Annotated in this window: 10 protein-coding genes; 4 read left to right on the top strand and 6 right to left on the bottom strand. The window is 64.8% G+C overall.

From position 1 onward, the window contains the following. Positions 1-146: 146 nt before the first annotated feature. From B8991_RS02105 to B8991_RS02080, 6 genes are all read right to left on the bottom strand, one after another. Entirely contained in the window at positions 147-1,367 is a 1,221-nt protein-coding gene (locus B8991_RS02105) for an ABC transporter substrate-binding protein (protein ID WP_084350131.1), read from the bottom strand. A 61-nt stretch (positions 1,368-1,428) separates the two neighbouring features. Beyond that, a complete protein-coding gene (locus tag B8991_RS02100; RefSeq protein ID WP_084350130.1) occupies positions 1,429-2,499 on the bottom strand; it encodes an aromatic ring-hydroxylating dioxygenase subunit alpha in 1,071 nt (356 codons plus the stop codon). 21 nt (positions 2,500-2,520) lie between these two features. Then, a complete protein-coding gene (locus tag B8991_RS02095; RefSeq protein ID WP_084350129.1) occupies positions 2,521-3,099 on the bottom strand; it encodes an amino acid synthesis family protein in 579 nt (192 codons plus the stop codon). Then, positions 3,096-3,680 carry an amino acid synthesis family protein gene (locus B8991_RS02090; protein ID WP_084350128.1) on the bottom strand — a complete coding sequence of 195 codons (585 nt, stop codon included), beginning with the start codon at positions 3,678-3,680 and terminating at the stop codon, positions 3,096-3,098. Before B8991_RS02090 ends, B8991_RS02095 begins: the two co-directional genes overlap by 4 nt. Beyond that, entirely contained in the window at positions 3,673-4,575 is a 903-nt protein-coding gene (locus B8991_RS02085) for a UPF0280 family protein (protein ID WP_084350316.1), read from the bottom strand. Before B8991_RS02085 ends, B8991_RS02090 begins: the two co-directional genes overlap by 8 nt. Next, positions 4,572-6,008 (bottom strand): 6-hydroxynicotinate reductase, encoded by a 1,437-nt coding sequence (locus B8991_RS02080; RefSeq protein WP_235866526.1) that lies wholly within the window; start codon positions 6,006-6,008, stop codon positions 4,572-4,574. The genes B8991_RS02085 and B8991_RS02080 overlap by 4 nt, the downstream gene beginning before the upstream one ends. Before the next feature lie 423 nt (positions 6,009-6,431). Between B8991_RS02080 and B8991_RS02075 the strand changes: the two genes are divergently transcribed. The 4 genes from B8991_RS02075 to B8991_RS02060 all read left to right on the top strand — a co-directional run bounded on the left by B8991_RS02075 (position 6,432) and on the right by B8991_RS02060 (position 13,962). Further along, complete coding sequence (locus B8991_RS02075) at positions 6,432-7,265, top strand: FAD binding domain-containing protein (RefSeq protein WP_084350126.1); 834 nt, start codon at positions 6,432-6,434, stop codon at positions 7,263-7,265. Next, positions 7,255-9,981, top strand: coding sequence for a molybdopterin-dependent oxidoreductase (locus B8991_RS02070; protein WP_084350125.1), 2,727 nt, complete (start codon positions 7,255-7,257; stop codon positions 9,979-9,981). The genes B8991_RS02075 and B8991_RS02070 overlap by 11 nt, the downstream gene beginning before the upstream one ends. 56 nt (positions 9,982-10,037) lie before the next feature. Further along, positions 10,038-12,101, top strand: coding sequence for a hydantoinase/oxoprolinase family protein (locus B8991_RS02065; RefSeq protein ID WP_084350124.1), 2,064 nt, complete (start codon positions 10,038-10,040; stop codon positions 12,099-12,101). A 172-nt stretch (positions 12,102-12,273) separates the two neighbouring features. Next, complete coding sequence (locus B8991_RS02060; RefSeq protein ID WP_084350123.1) at positions 12,274-13,962, top strand: hydantoinase B/oxoprolinase family protein; 1,689 nt, start codon at positions 12,274-12,276, stop codon at positions 13,960-13,962. The last annotated feature ends 28 nt before the right edge of the window (positions 13,963-13,990 follow it).

Genomic DNA, 13,990 nt, shown 5'->3' with positions numbered 1-13,990 from the left:
GTCTGACGGGGAGAAGGCAGTCTCGGCGGCAGATGGACGCCGAGGTGGAGGCCCCGGGTCAGGCCCGGGGCGGGAAGCGCACCGCTGATACGGAAGGACACCTGCCCCGGACTTGATCCGGGGCCTTGCGGCCATGCGCCTGCGGATCACTCGGCAGGACGCATTGCGCGGATTTCGTCGTCAGTGGGCATATAGGGCGCGGGATCTTTGTAAGACCAGTCCACCATCACGCCCTTGCCGTCCTCCACCGCAAGCGTGCCGACATAGGCGCCCATCGTCGACTGATTGTCGAGTTCGCGGTAGCTGAGCAGGCCAATCGGCGTATCCTCGACCTCCAGCCCTTCAAAGGCGGCGATCAGGGATGCAGTATCGGTGGCACCTGCTTTCTCAATCGCGGCGGCAATCGACAACACGGTCATGTAACCCACCAGCGAGCCGATCTTTGGCGTCTCGCCTGTCGTGTCCATATAGGCGTCGACAAAGGTCTTGCCGGGGGTGCCGTCCTCAAGCGCGTACCAGGGATAGCCGGTCACGAACCAGCCTTCGGGTGCCTCATCCCCCAGCGGGTCGAGGTATTCCGGCTCTCCGGTCAGCAGGCCGTAGACATTGCGGCCATCGAACAGGCCGCGGTCGCCGCCGTCGCGCACGAATTTGGCCAGATCGGTGCCAAAGGTCACGTTATAGATTGCGTCGGGCTTCGCACGTTCCAGTGCCTGCACCTCGGCGCCTGCGTCGATCTTGAAGAGCGCGGGCCACTGTTCGGCCACGAATTCCACGTCAGGCTTCAACCGCAGCAGGTTTTCCTTGAAGGCCTCGACAGCGTCTTGCCCGTAGGCATAGTTGGGCGCGATGGTGGCATAGCGGATTGCGTCGGTCTTGGCGGCCTCTTCCGCCAGCATCGCGGCCTGTACCCAGGTTGACGCGCGAAGCCGGAAGGTTTGCGGATTACCGGAGGACCACACAAGGCTGTCCGCCAGCGGTTCCGCCGCAAGATAAAGGTAACCTTTCTCGGCGGCAAAGGACGACAGCGCCAACCCGACATTGCTGAGGATTGTCCCGGTCAGCATCACCGCACCGTCGCGGGTCATCAGTTCCTCGGCGATCTTGATCGCTTCGGCCGGGTCGCCCTGGTCGTCGCGGAAGATGAACTCCAGCGGCTTGCCCAGCACGCCGCCATCGGCGTTGATCTCTTCCACGGCCAGTTCAATACCCAGCTTGTAGGGTTCAGCAAATGCGGCAAGGCGTTTGTAATGGTTGATCTCGCCGATCTTGATACTGTCCTGCGCCAGCGCAGTCACCGGGGTCAATGCCGCAATCGGGGCAAGCGCCGTGGCCATGGCGAGCAATGTGCGTCGCGTGAAGGTCATATGGTCAGTCTCCTGTTGGTCGGCAGGCGTTGGGCTGCCGTATGGTCCGGTCTGACGCCGGTCAATCGTGGTAGACAAAGGCGGGCGAGGGGTCGGCCGCCAGATCCTCGGTACGTTCCAGTTCCAGAAGTTCGCTGATCCGCTTGCGATAGACAAGCGGTCCCTTGTCGATGGCGATGCGGATGGGGCGTCGTTTGGCGGGGCGCAACTCTTCTTCCTGAACGGCCTCCAGGATCGCCTTGTCCTCGTCAAACGCCTTGCGGAACATGGTGTCCATCGTGGCCTCGGCGCCGGCGTCGTCAAGCGCGGTGTTGCGGATATGCATCCAGCGGTCGATCGAAGTGGTCTCTGTCACCGGGGTGATGAAATGCAGGGCAAAGATGCGCACGCCGCGATCACGCTCATCTTCGGCAATGGCATCCTCCACCGGGGCAGACCCGAAATCGATCACCGCCGTACAGGGGGTATAGAGGTAGTAGTAATGCCAGCGATCCACATTGCCGGTGAAGCCGCCAAACCCTTTGAAAAACCCAATCGGTTCAGCGTCGCGAATCCAGCGCCACGCGACAATTGCTTCGCCCTCGGTCTGGACATGCACGGGGACGTTTTCCGACGCGGCATTGCCCAACGTGGTCGGGTGGACAAAGCTGACATGCGCGGGATCAACAAGGTTCTCGGCGACGTTGAGGTAATTTGATTTCAAATGCAGCGCGTCGCCGTGATGCGTGGCCCAGCCGGGATCGCTGAATTGCGGCAGGTCGAACACCTTGCCGGTATCGGCCTTTTCGGGGTCGCCCATCCAGATCCAGACGATGCCGTAGCGTTCGAATGTCGGGAAGGCCAGAACATAGGCGCTTTTGGGTTGGTTGGTCTGTCCGGGCACGCGGATACAGGCACCCGAGCAATCAAACGTCAGCCCGTGATAGCCGCATTGAATGTCGTCCCCGATGCGCTTGCCCTTGGACAGTGGCAGCAGCCGGTGCGGGCAGCGGTCTTCCAGCGCCACGACGCCGCCATCCGATTTGCGGTACATGACGACGTGATCGCCCAGAATGGTAAAGCGGCGCAGCTCGTCGTCTATCTCTGACGACCAGCCCGCGACATACCAGGCATTGCGTATGAAATTGCCCATCTGTCTGCCTCCGTCCTTTCCCTAGCGCAGCCCGTCCGTGCCCAGTACCTCTGCATGGGTCAGCCCGCCGACCCGTGGATTGGGCCTGCCGCCTTGTTGCAGCGCCACGGCCACCACGATTTCATTTGCGCGCGGCGCGTCGGGCAGTTCCAGCCGCATTCCATCAAAATGGCTCCGGACATAGGCCGCATCCTTGTGGCCCAACGGCACGTCGATCACAGCGCCCGGACCACCCATCGCCTTGGAGGAGGGCACCAGAGCCTTGCCGCCGCCCAGCACCTCGCGCAGCGGTGCGCCAAGCTTCGGGTGCAGCAGGGCTGCGGCATGTTCCAACTCTCCGGCCTCTCCGACAAGTGCCGCCTTGCCGTAACCCTGCACGTCACTGGCGTCACAGCCAAGCGCGGCAAGCGCCTCTTGGCCCAAACGCTGGCCAAGCGCGGCACCTGTCTGGATCAACGCGTCCAGATCCTCTGCGTAGCGTCCGGCATAAGGGTTTTCGATCACGGCCGCCGCCAATGCGCGACGGGACGGCGGGGCAATCTCTTGCCCCATCTCGCGCCGCGTCTCCTCGACCAGGGTGATGATCCGGCGCAATTTCACCGCAAGCCGTCCTTGCCCGCCACGTCCTTGGCCTTCAGGCCGCCGACGCGAGCATGGATGCGCGGGCCGGTGGTCATCACCAGCACCAGCAGGATCTCGTCGGCCTTGGGCGCGTCGTTCAGCCCGACCTCCATCGCGTCGAAATGCGAGCGCACATACGAGGCGTTGGTATGGGTCACCGGCACGTCCAGACGCGCCCCCGGCGCGCCGACCTTCTTGGTCGACGGGACGATCGCCATGCTCTCGGCAATCTTGTCGCGCATCGCGTAACCGCCGGGGACATGCCACAGCGCGCCATGCTCCAACTCTCCATTCGTGCCGACGATGGCACCCTTTCCGTAGCCTTCGACCACGGATGCATCGCCACCAAGCGCGTCGATGCAGTGCTGCGCCATCTGAATGCCCAGCGGTTCGAGATCCTTCATGAAGCCTTCGATCTCTTCGACATAGCGACCGGCAAAGGGGTTCGCGATGACCGTCATGCAGGCCGCGCGGCGCAAGGGTGTCTCCGGCGCGGGCCCGCCTTCATGGTAGATCGTCTCGACCAGTGTTGCGGATTTGCGGATCTGCGGTTCAGGCATGGGTCAGGTCCTTCTGGCGGCTGTTCGCGCCGTGTATGGCCGGGTTTTCGGGGTTTGTCACGGCACGGCCCAGCATCACCCGCTCTGCCTGACAGGTCAGGCAGGCAGCGGCGATCAGCCCGTCCGCAATATAGCGTTGCGCAAGGTTCGATCCGTGGGCAAGCGCGCTTTGTCGGTCGCGCAGGGGCAGGGGGCCGACATCGGTCGTCACAAGCCGCGCGCCAAGGTCGCTGTCCGGCGACAGGCTGTCGGCGCGCGCGCGGGAAACGCCGGGATGGCCGGGCAGATCGACGGCATTGGCGATCAGCGTCGCCGCAGCGTCTGCGGTGGCCGCGTCTGCGGCCAGAACCGTCACCGCATCGGCAATGCCCAACGAATGCGACCGCCCGCGCCAGCCAGAGGTCGCCACCCCGCCGATCGCGTCATCCGGCCCGATCACGGCCCGCGCGCCCATGCGGCGCATCAGCGGATCCTCGCAGATCGCCAGCCGAAACGGCGTATCCGCCGTCCAAAGCGCGATATCGCCACCGTTATTGACATGGGCACGGGTCAGGCCGTGTTCCGGCATCAGCAGCGCCGCGAGCAGGTGATCGGCAACCGATCCGGCAACGGCGGCCATCGGCGTGATGAAAACGTCCGGAAAGAGTGACACGGCCCTGTGCATCCGCTTTGCCACCTCGCCCTGTGGGGCCGGACCCGCAGACGCGCGCAACCGGGGCAGTTCTGCGACCAGATCCTCCAGCAGGGGCTGGAACGCGTCTCGGGCGCGCAGATATGCGGCGCGGATCGCATCCTCTGGCCCCTCTGCGCAGATGATCACGTCAATCGGCCCGTGGGTCAGCCGCAACCTGCCATCCGGCAACAGATGCGCGCGGGCGGTCTCAGCCCAGCTCATGGCTTGCCCGCCCGGCCGACCGGCCATGGCGCGCCGGATTTGCGTGGCTCTGCCCGTTGCCCGGAAAGCTGGTGGTCATTTTGCCGACTATGCACACCGCGCAAGGCATCCTCCAGCGGCATGACATAGTCCATATGGCCGCCCAGGGCCGCGTAATCGGTGGCGCTCATCGTGAACTCGATAGGGGCCACAAGGGCTGGCGTCGGCACATAGCCAAACGCGTTCTTCGGCATCTGCGTGACATCCGCCATGAAGGTGATGCCGCCACCCGGCCACATGAAGACCGGCGCACCGCCGCATGTCACCCTTGTCAGCCGCGATTGCACCGAACGTGTCAGGCTGACCGGGTTTTTCGTCACACCGGATCGCAGCGAGCCACCGGCCCCCGCCATGAACAGGACGGAGGCCAGCGACGGTTCGCAATTCTCCTCGATCCGGCGGACAGAGGGGACCAGCCGCGCCGGCATTTCCTGCTGCACCGGCACCAGATCGTCGTTCAACTCGTAATAGGCCGCGTTCTCGCCAGTGGTGGACACCATCAGCAGCGACAGGCCGGGGCGGGCCTGATCCGGCTTCCAGTCCCCGAGGATGGTCAGCGGATCGGTAAGATCGGTGCCGCCCCAGCCGGTGCCGGGATCTGCCACCTGAAAATAGCGTCCGGGGGTCGAACGGCGGCCCTTGATGCGAATGCCCGAAGGGGCCCAGCCGATGACCTTGCCTGCCTGATGCTCGGACATGACGCCGGTGATGTGATCGTCCACCACCACGACCTCGTCCACCAGACCCTGCCATTGCGCGGCAAACATACCGACGGTGGCAGAGCCGCAGCCGACGCGCATCCGCTCTTCTTTCTTGCCATCGACGATGGGCGCCTGTCCGGCGGTCACTTCCAGGTCCGCGCCGCCGTCGATTGTCATGGCGACAGATCCGCCATTGCACAGCGCCAGAAGCGACGCGCAGGTGACACGCCCCTCTTTCTTGGATCCGCCGGTCAGATGGTTGACGCCGCCAAGGCTGAGCATTTGCGAGCCGTATTCCGAGGTGGTGACATGGCCGATCACCTCGCCCTCGGCCCGGACCGGCGCACATTCGGCACCCAGATGCCGGTCCGTGTCGATCTTCACCTTGGCACCGCAATAGGAAAAGATGCCCTCGGTCACGACGGTGATCATATCGGCATCGGCGGTCTTGGAGGCGACGATGAAGGGCGCGGGCTTATAGTCGGGATAGGTCGTGCCGGACCCCACCGCGGTAAGGAACGTCTCCTCGCCGGTCAGCAGATCGCCATCCCATTCGCGGTCCAGAAACGGCACCACAGGCGCTTCGGCTTCGCGGTTCTCCAGAATGGTCAGCGGATCGAGACGGACCAGCGCGCCGCCTTCATTGGCATAGCGGTCGCAGGCACCGGACCGGCCGTCGGCGATGTAGCACATCACCGGGCAAGCGTCGCAGCGGATCTTTTCGGGGCGATCCGTCCGGCTGCGCGGGGCGGTAGGCTCGGTCACGTCATTTGCTCCGATCTGGGGACTGGCGCGGGGTCGCAGCCCGACAGGTTGTTTGTATACGAACGCACAAGAGCGGTTTGCGAGTCAACAGATTTGGCCACTTAAAGCGCGTGTCACTTTGGTGACCGGCGTTTTGGGGTCTGTGGTTTTGTCGTCAGGGACGGGCATGTGGCGCAGGTGTGGGCAGCCCCCGCGCCATGTCCGGCTGCGCCGCGAAGGTCTTGTTTCCCGCTATGCCGATCACGCGTTCATCTGTTTCTGTGATTGACAACTTTTCCGCCAAGTTCTTACGGTGGACCCATGTCGTTCGCATACAAACGATGTCAGATGTGAAGATGAAAGGCCCGCGCAATGCTTCATCGCCCCCAATCGCTTGACGCGGCACTTGCGCTGCTGTCCGGGGAAGGTGCGGTGATCCTGGCCGGGGGCACCGATGTTTACCCCGGTCTGCGTGACGGGCCGCCGCCTGCAACAATGGTGGACCTGTCGGCTCTGCCCGGATTTCGCGGGATCACGCGGGCGCACGGCGTCTGGCGTATCGGGGCGGCGACAACATGGAGCGATGCGATCCGCGCGGATGTGCCGCCGCTCTTCGACGGGCTGAAGCTGGCCGCGCGCGAGGTTGGCTCGGTCCAGATCCAGAATGCCGGGACGGTCGCAGGCAATATCTGCAACGCGTCGCCCGCCGCCGATGGTGTGCCTCCGCTGCTGGCTCTGGACGCCGAGGTTGAACTGCTGGGGCCAGAGGGCGTGCGCCGACTGGCTTTGAGCGACTTCATTCGGGGGCCGCGCGATACGGCGCTGAAACCCGGCGAACTGATCACGGCAATCGTGATTGCCGACACGCCGGGACAGGGGGCCTTTCTGAAGCTGGGCGCGCGGAAATATCTGGTGATTTCCATCGCAATGGTCGGCGCGGTGATTGCCGTTGAGGATGGCTACATCTCCCGCGCCCGCATCGCCGTCGGTGCTTGCTCGGCGGTGGCGTGCCGCCTGCCAGAGCTTGAAACCGCGCTGCGCGGCGCGGGACCGCGCGATATTGCCGAGATCGTCGCGACTGCCGCGATGCCGTCCCTTGCGCCGATCAGTGATGTGCGGGCAACGGCAGCCTACCGGTCCGAGGCCGTGCGCACGCTGGTGACCCGCACGGTCCTGCAAGCGATGGAGGCATGCGATGTCGCTTGACGACCTGGAAGGCCGGATCGGCTTTACCCTCAACGGGACCGCGATCCATGTGCAGGCCGCACCCACCGCGCGTCTGTCGCAGGTGTTGCGCGAGCAGGCCGGGGCGCGCGACGTCAAGGTTGGATGCAACGCGGGCGATTGCGGGGCCTGCACGGTGCTGCTGGACGGTGCGCCTGTCTGCGCCTGTCTTGTCGCGGCCGGTCAGGCAGACGGTCGCCGGATCGACACACAGGCCGGGCTGGTCGCCAATGATCCGCTGGCAGCGCGGCTGGCGCGGGCGTTTCAGCGCCACCACGCCGCGCAATGCGGAATTTGTACCCCCGGCATGATGGTCGCGGCGGTGGCGTTCCTGCGCTCCGGTGCGGTGCTGACAGAGGCGTCCGTCTCGGATGCGCTCGGCGGCGTGTTGTGTCGGTGCACCGGCTATCGCAGCATCATAGCGGCGGTGCTGGACGTGGGCGACGGTGCGCCCGAGACCGAAGGCGGCGTAGGTGCCTCTGTCGAGCGGCTGGATGGCTGGGCAAAAGTGTCGGGGACCGAACGGTTTGGCGATGACGTGGCACCGGAGGATGCGCTGACACTGCGGGTGATCCGGTCGCCCTTTCACCGGGCGTCTTTTCAGTTTGGCGATCTGGACCAGTTCCGCGATGCCAATGGTCTGGACCTGATCCTGACCGCGCGGGATGTGCCGGGCGAAAACCGCTTTGGCGTGATCCCCGGTTTCGAGGATCAGCCGGTCTTCGCCATTGACACGACTCGCTTCAAGGGAGAGGCCATCGCCGCCGTCATTGGCCACGCCGATATTGTAGAGAACTTGCCGGATTTTCCGGTCACTTGGGAAGAGCTGCCCGCAACCCTGACGCCGGACGACGCGCAGCAAGCGGTACTGCTGCATTCCGACCGCGCGGATAACGTGATGTGTCGCGGCTACGTTGCGCGCGGGGACGCCGCAGCGGCGCTAAAGTATGCGGCGCATGTGGTGTCGGGTGACTTTTCCACCGGGTTTATCGAGCATGGATATATTGAACCCGAGGCCGCCACCGTCCGCCGCGTCGGTGACCGGATAGAGGTGCAATGCTGTACGCAGGCGCCCTTTATGAACCGCGACGGGCTGGCGCGCATCCTTGGTATCGCGCCAGACTCCGTGCGCATTCTGCCAACGGCAACCGGAGGCGGTTTTGGCTCGAAACTCGACCTGTCCGCGCAGCCGTTCGTGGCGCTTGCCGCATGGCTGCTGCGCCGCCCTGTCCGCATCACCTATACCCGCGCCGAGAGCATCGCCAGCACGACAAAGCGCCACCCGTCGCAGATCCGGATGGAGATCGGTGCCGATGCTAATGGACGACTGACAGGGGCACGTTTTGACGGCACGTTCAACACCGGTGCCTATGCCAGTTGGGGCCCCACCGTCGCCAACCGCGTGCCGATCCATGCGTCGGGCCCTTATCTGACGCCGAATTACGAGGCCAACAGCACCGGCATCCACACCAACACCGCCCCGGCAGGGGCGTTTCGTGGCTTTGGCGTGCCGCAATCGGCCGTCGCGCAGGAACAGCTTTATGACCGCCTGGCCGAGAAGCTGGGCATGGACCGGCTGGAGTTTCGCGCCCTGAACTGCCTGCGCAATGGCGATCCGACAGTTACCGGACAGGTATTCGATACAGGCATGGCCATCGACGCCTGTTTCGATGCGCTGCGCCCGCATTGGCAGCGCGTCCTGCGCGAGATTGCGGCCTGCAATGCGGGCGGCACGCGTCGTCGGCGCTGCGGCGTTGGCATTGCAGGCGGGTGGTATGGCTGCGGCAATACCTCGATGTCGAACCCGTCGACCATCCGTGCGGGCATCACCTCTGCCGGAGACTTGCGTCTGCATCAGGGGGCGGTGGATATCGGCCAGGGGTCAAACACCGTGATCGCGCAGATCTTTGCCGAAGCCCTGGGCGTGCCGCTGGGGGCCGTCACTCTGCTGGGCGCGGATACCGACCTGACACCCGATGCGGGCAAGACCTCTGCCAGCCGCCAGACCTTTATCACCGGCAACGCCGCGAAACTGTGCGGCGAGGCCTTGCGCACGCAAATCCTTCGGCTGGGCAATGTGGGTGAGGGTGCCACGATCCATCTGGCCGATGGCGCGCTGGAACTGGCCGAAAACGGCACGACGCACAGGGTGGCTCTGCCACGGGTGGAGGGATACGCGCTTGAGGCCACCGAAAGCTATGATCCGCCCACAACCCCGCTGGATGCCAACGGGCAGGGCGCACCCTACGCCGTGTTCGGCAGCGCCGCGCAGATGGCCGAGGTCGAGGTTGATTGCGAACTGGGCACCGTCAAACTGGTGCGGATCATCGCGGCGCATGATGTGGGGCGCGCGATCAACCCCGCGCTTGCCCAAGGGCAGATCGAAGGCGGTATCGCGCAGGGCATCGGGCTTGCGCTGATGGAGGAATTCCTGCCCGGCCGCACTGAAAATCTGCACGACTACCTGATCCCGACAATCGGGGATGTCCCGCCGATCACCTCGATCCTGATCGAGCAAGGCGACCCCCACGGCCCCTATGGTGCGAAAGGGCTGGGCGAGCATTGTCTGATCCCCACCGCACCGGCGATCCTGAACGCCATCACCCATGCTTGCGGCGCGCGCCTTCATCATCTGCCCGCCACACCCGACAGGGTGCGCGCGGCGATCCTGGCGCAGACCGGCGGAGCGGGCCGTTGAGCAGTTTCACCGCAATGGCACGGGGCATTTCACCGATTTATGACAGGGCAGTTTGAATGACGGGGACCAACAGGCTTGGCGGCCGCTTTGCTGGCATCGACGTGGGCGGGACCTTCACCGACCTGCTGCATTACGACAGCGCGGCCCGGCAGGTGCGGCTTGCCAAGGTACCGACCACCCAGGACAATCAGGCCGATGGGGTGCTGGCCGCGCTCGACGCGGCCTCGGTCGATGCGGCGGCGCTTGACCTGATCGTGCATGGCACGACGACCACCACCAACGCCGTGCTGGAACGGCGGCTGTGCAAGACCGGCCTGATCACCACGATGGGGTTCCGCGATGTGCTGGAACTGGGCCGTCGCACCCGTCCGCAGGCATACGGCATGTCGGGGCAGTTTCGCCCGCTGATCCCGCGCGATCTGCGGCTGGAAATACCGGAGCGTATGCTGGCCGATGGCTCGGAATATCGCGCCCTGGACGAACACGCCCTGCGCGCCGCCCTGCGCCAGTTGCGGAACGAAGGCTGCGAGTCGCTGGTGATCCATTTCCTGCATGCCTACGCCAACCCCGCGCATGAATTGCGCGCAGGCCAGATCGCGCGCGAAGTCTGGCCGGAGGTCAACTTGACGCTTGGCCACGCGCTGCTGTCGGAAAGCCGCGAATACGAACGCGGCGTGACGGCGGCCGTCAATGCCTCGGTCCAGCCATTGCTGCGCCGTTATGTCGAACGTCTGGCCGACCGGCTGGCGGCGCGCGGCTACGCACGAGATCTGCTGGTGATGACCGGCAATGGCGGCATGGTCTCGGCCCGCATCGTGGCCGAAGAGGCGGCCAAGACCGTCATGTCAGGCCCGGCTTCGGGCGTGATGGCGGCGGCGTTTACCGGCCGCCGCGCGGGCATTGCGGATCTGTTGACCTACGATATGGGCGGCACCTCGACCGACGTCGCGATGATCCGTGGCGCCGATCCCGCCGTCAGCCACGAGATCGAGGTCGAATACGCCATGCCCATCCATGTGCCGATGGTCGATGTGCGCACCGTGGGGGCAGGGGGCGGCTCCATCGCGCGGGTCAATGCCGCGGGCTTGCTACAGGTCGGTCCCGACAGCGCGGGCAGCACGCCGGGACCGATCTGCTATGGCAAGGGCGGCACGGAGCCGACGATCTCGGACGCCAATATGGTGCTGGGCCGGATGGATCCCGGCAAACTCAACAGCATTTCCGGCGACATTTCCATCACCGCGATCCGCGACGCTTTTGCCGCCAAGCTGGGCGAGCCGCTGGGGCTGGATGCACAAAACGCCGCCGCAGCCGTCTTGCGGGTGGCCAATGCCAAGATGGCCGATGCGGTGCGCATGGTGTCTATCTCGCTGGGCGAGGACCCCCGCGATTTCGCGCTCTTCGCCTTTGGCGGGGCAGGGCCGTTGCATGCCTGTGCGATTGCGCGGGAACTGGGCGTGCCCCGCGTGCTGGTGCCCGCGCGTCCCGGTATCACCAACGCGCTGGGATGTATCGTTGCGGACCTGCGCCACGACTACGTTCAGACGATCAACGCGCCACTCGATGTGTGTGACATGGCCGCGGTCCATCAGGCCTTTACCCACCAGATACAAGAGGGGCGCGACGCGATAGGCAGGGAAAAGGTGGAGATTGCAGAACTGCGCGTCATTCACTCGGTCGATATGCGCTTCATCGGCCAGACCCACCTTTTGCGGGTGCCGCTGCCCGGCCCGGCCCCGACCCGCGACGATCTCCAGACACGCTTCGAAGATGCCTATTTCAAACGATTTCAGGTCACATTGCCAGAGATCCGCGCGGCCCTAGTGAACGTCAACACCTCGGTGATCGGGCGTCGGCCCGAAGTGGACCTGTCGCTGCTGATCGACGCCGGTGGCCGCAGGAATACCCTCGCCGAGGCGCAAACCGGCACCCGGCCCGTCTGGTTCGATGACTGGATCGACACGCCCATCTTCTGGCGCGACCACCTGCCAGCGCAGGCAAGCCTGACCGGTCCGGCGATTGTCGAGCAGATGGACTGCACGTTGGTGCTGGAACCCGGAGACCGCGCCGTTCAGGACGCGGACGGCAATCTGATCGTGACCGTGGCGGCACAGAGATGACCCGGCGCATACATCCTGGCAAAGAACGTCTTGCCCGTGCCGTCCCTCCAATGCTTTCCCAAGCAACTGGACCAGACATCGGCATACCCGACTCTTGCGCTTCTTCTCGGTCAAAATACTCCCGCCGGAGGCTCCCGAACCATCCCGTCGCGCCGCAGTCAGAGGCAATGCAATGACCCTCGATCCCATTACCCTCACCGTCATCCAATCCGGCCTGCAACAGGTCTGCGACGAGATGGATCTCAGCTTTTCGCGCGCGGCCTTCTCGCCGGTGATTGCCGAGGCGAATGACCGTTCCGACGGGATCTACTCGGCTGAGGATGGCAGCCTGATCGCACAGGGCAGCATGGGCCTGCCGGTCTTTGTCGGGGTGATGCAATTCTCGACCGCACAGATCATTAAGATGATCGCGGCAGGCAGCGTGATCGCGCCCGAACCGGGTGACATCTATATCGTCAACGATCCCTATCTTGGCGGCACGCATCTGATGGATGTCCGCTTTGCCATGCCGGTCTGGCGGGATGGCAAAATTTTCTGTTGGCTCAGCAATACCGGCCACTGGCCTGATACCGGCGGCGCGGTACCGGGCGGGTTCTCGGCTTCAGCCACAGCGGTCGAACAGGAAGGGCTGCGGCTGCCGCCCGTCCGTCTTTTCAAGCAGGGCAAGCTGGATCCCGAGATTTACGCCATTATCTGCTCCAACATCCGCGTTGCCGATCAGCGTATCGGCGATGTCAAGGCGCAGGCGGCGGCGCTGTATGTCGGGCAATCCCGGCTGACCCGACTGCTGGACCGCTACGGCGACGACACGGTACGCGAAGCCATCGCCGAACTGCGTGCCCGCGCCGCCCGGCAGATGCGCGCGCATATCGCGCAGATCCCGCCCGGCACCTACCGCGCAAGCGCCTTTATCGACAGCGACGGCGTGGTGAACGAACCGCTGGAGATCCGGCTGGCGATCACGGCGGCTGGCGATGGGCTGACATTTGATTTCACGGGGTCTTCCGCGCCCTGCGCCGGACCGATGAATTCGGTTTTGGCGACGACGCACAGCTCTGTCTACCTCGCCATGCGGCACATCTTTCCCGATGTGCCGATCAGCGCGGGCGCGTTCGAGCCGCTGAACATCCTCAGTCCCGAAGGCACGTTCCTTGACGCGCGCTATCCGCGCCCGGTTTCGGGCTGCGCCGCCGAGGTCAGCCAACGCATCGCCGAGGCGGTGTTTGCCGCATTGGTCGGCCCGCTGCCGGATCTGGTGACGGCCTCGCCCGCCGGGTCCTCGGGCAATTTCGCGCTTGGCGGCGAAGTGCCGGAAGAGGGGCGCTCCTATGTGATGTACCAGATCTCGGGCGGCGGCTATGGCGGTTATGCGGGGGGGGATGGCATCTCGAACGGGTGTTCGACCATCGGTATCTCCAAAGCGCCGCCGGTCGAGATCATGGAGCAGCAATTCCCGGTACTCTATCATCGCTACGCGCTGCATGAAGGCTCTGCCGGGGCGGGAAAACATCGCGGTGGGTTTGGCCTGGATTACGAGGTCGAGGTGCTGAAAGGCACGGCGCGGGCGAGTTTCGTGATGGATCACGGCCGCACTGGTCCGCAAGGCGCATTGGGCGGCGAAGATGGCGGCGTCAACCGGGTGGAGGTGACACAGGGCGGAAAATCTTTCGTCCCCGAACATCTGTCCAAGGCGCAGGATATTGCACTGTCGGCAGGCGACCGTGTGCGCGTCCGCACCCCCGGCGGCGGCGGTTATGGCCCGCCTGCCGAACGCGACCCGGCATCGGTGGCTGAGGATGTCCGGCTGGGGCGGATCACGACCGAGGCTGCGCAACGTGTCTATGGCAAACCATCCCCCTGACGACTGCTCATTGCAACTTGCGCGGTGC

It is taken from the genome of Primorskyibacter flagellatus, assembly GCF_900176485.1.
Lineage (GTDB): Bacteria > Pseudomonadota > Alphaproteobacteria > Rhodobacterales > Rhodobacteraceae > Primorskyibacter > Primorskyibacter flagellatus.
The sequence above is the reverse complement of the archived record's forward strand: the minus strand, read 5'-3'. Positions and strand labels throughout refer to the sequence as shown.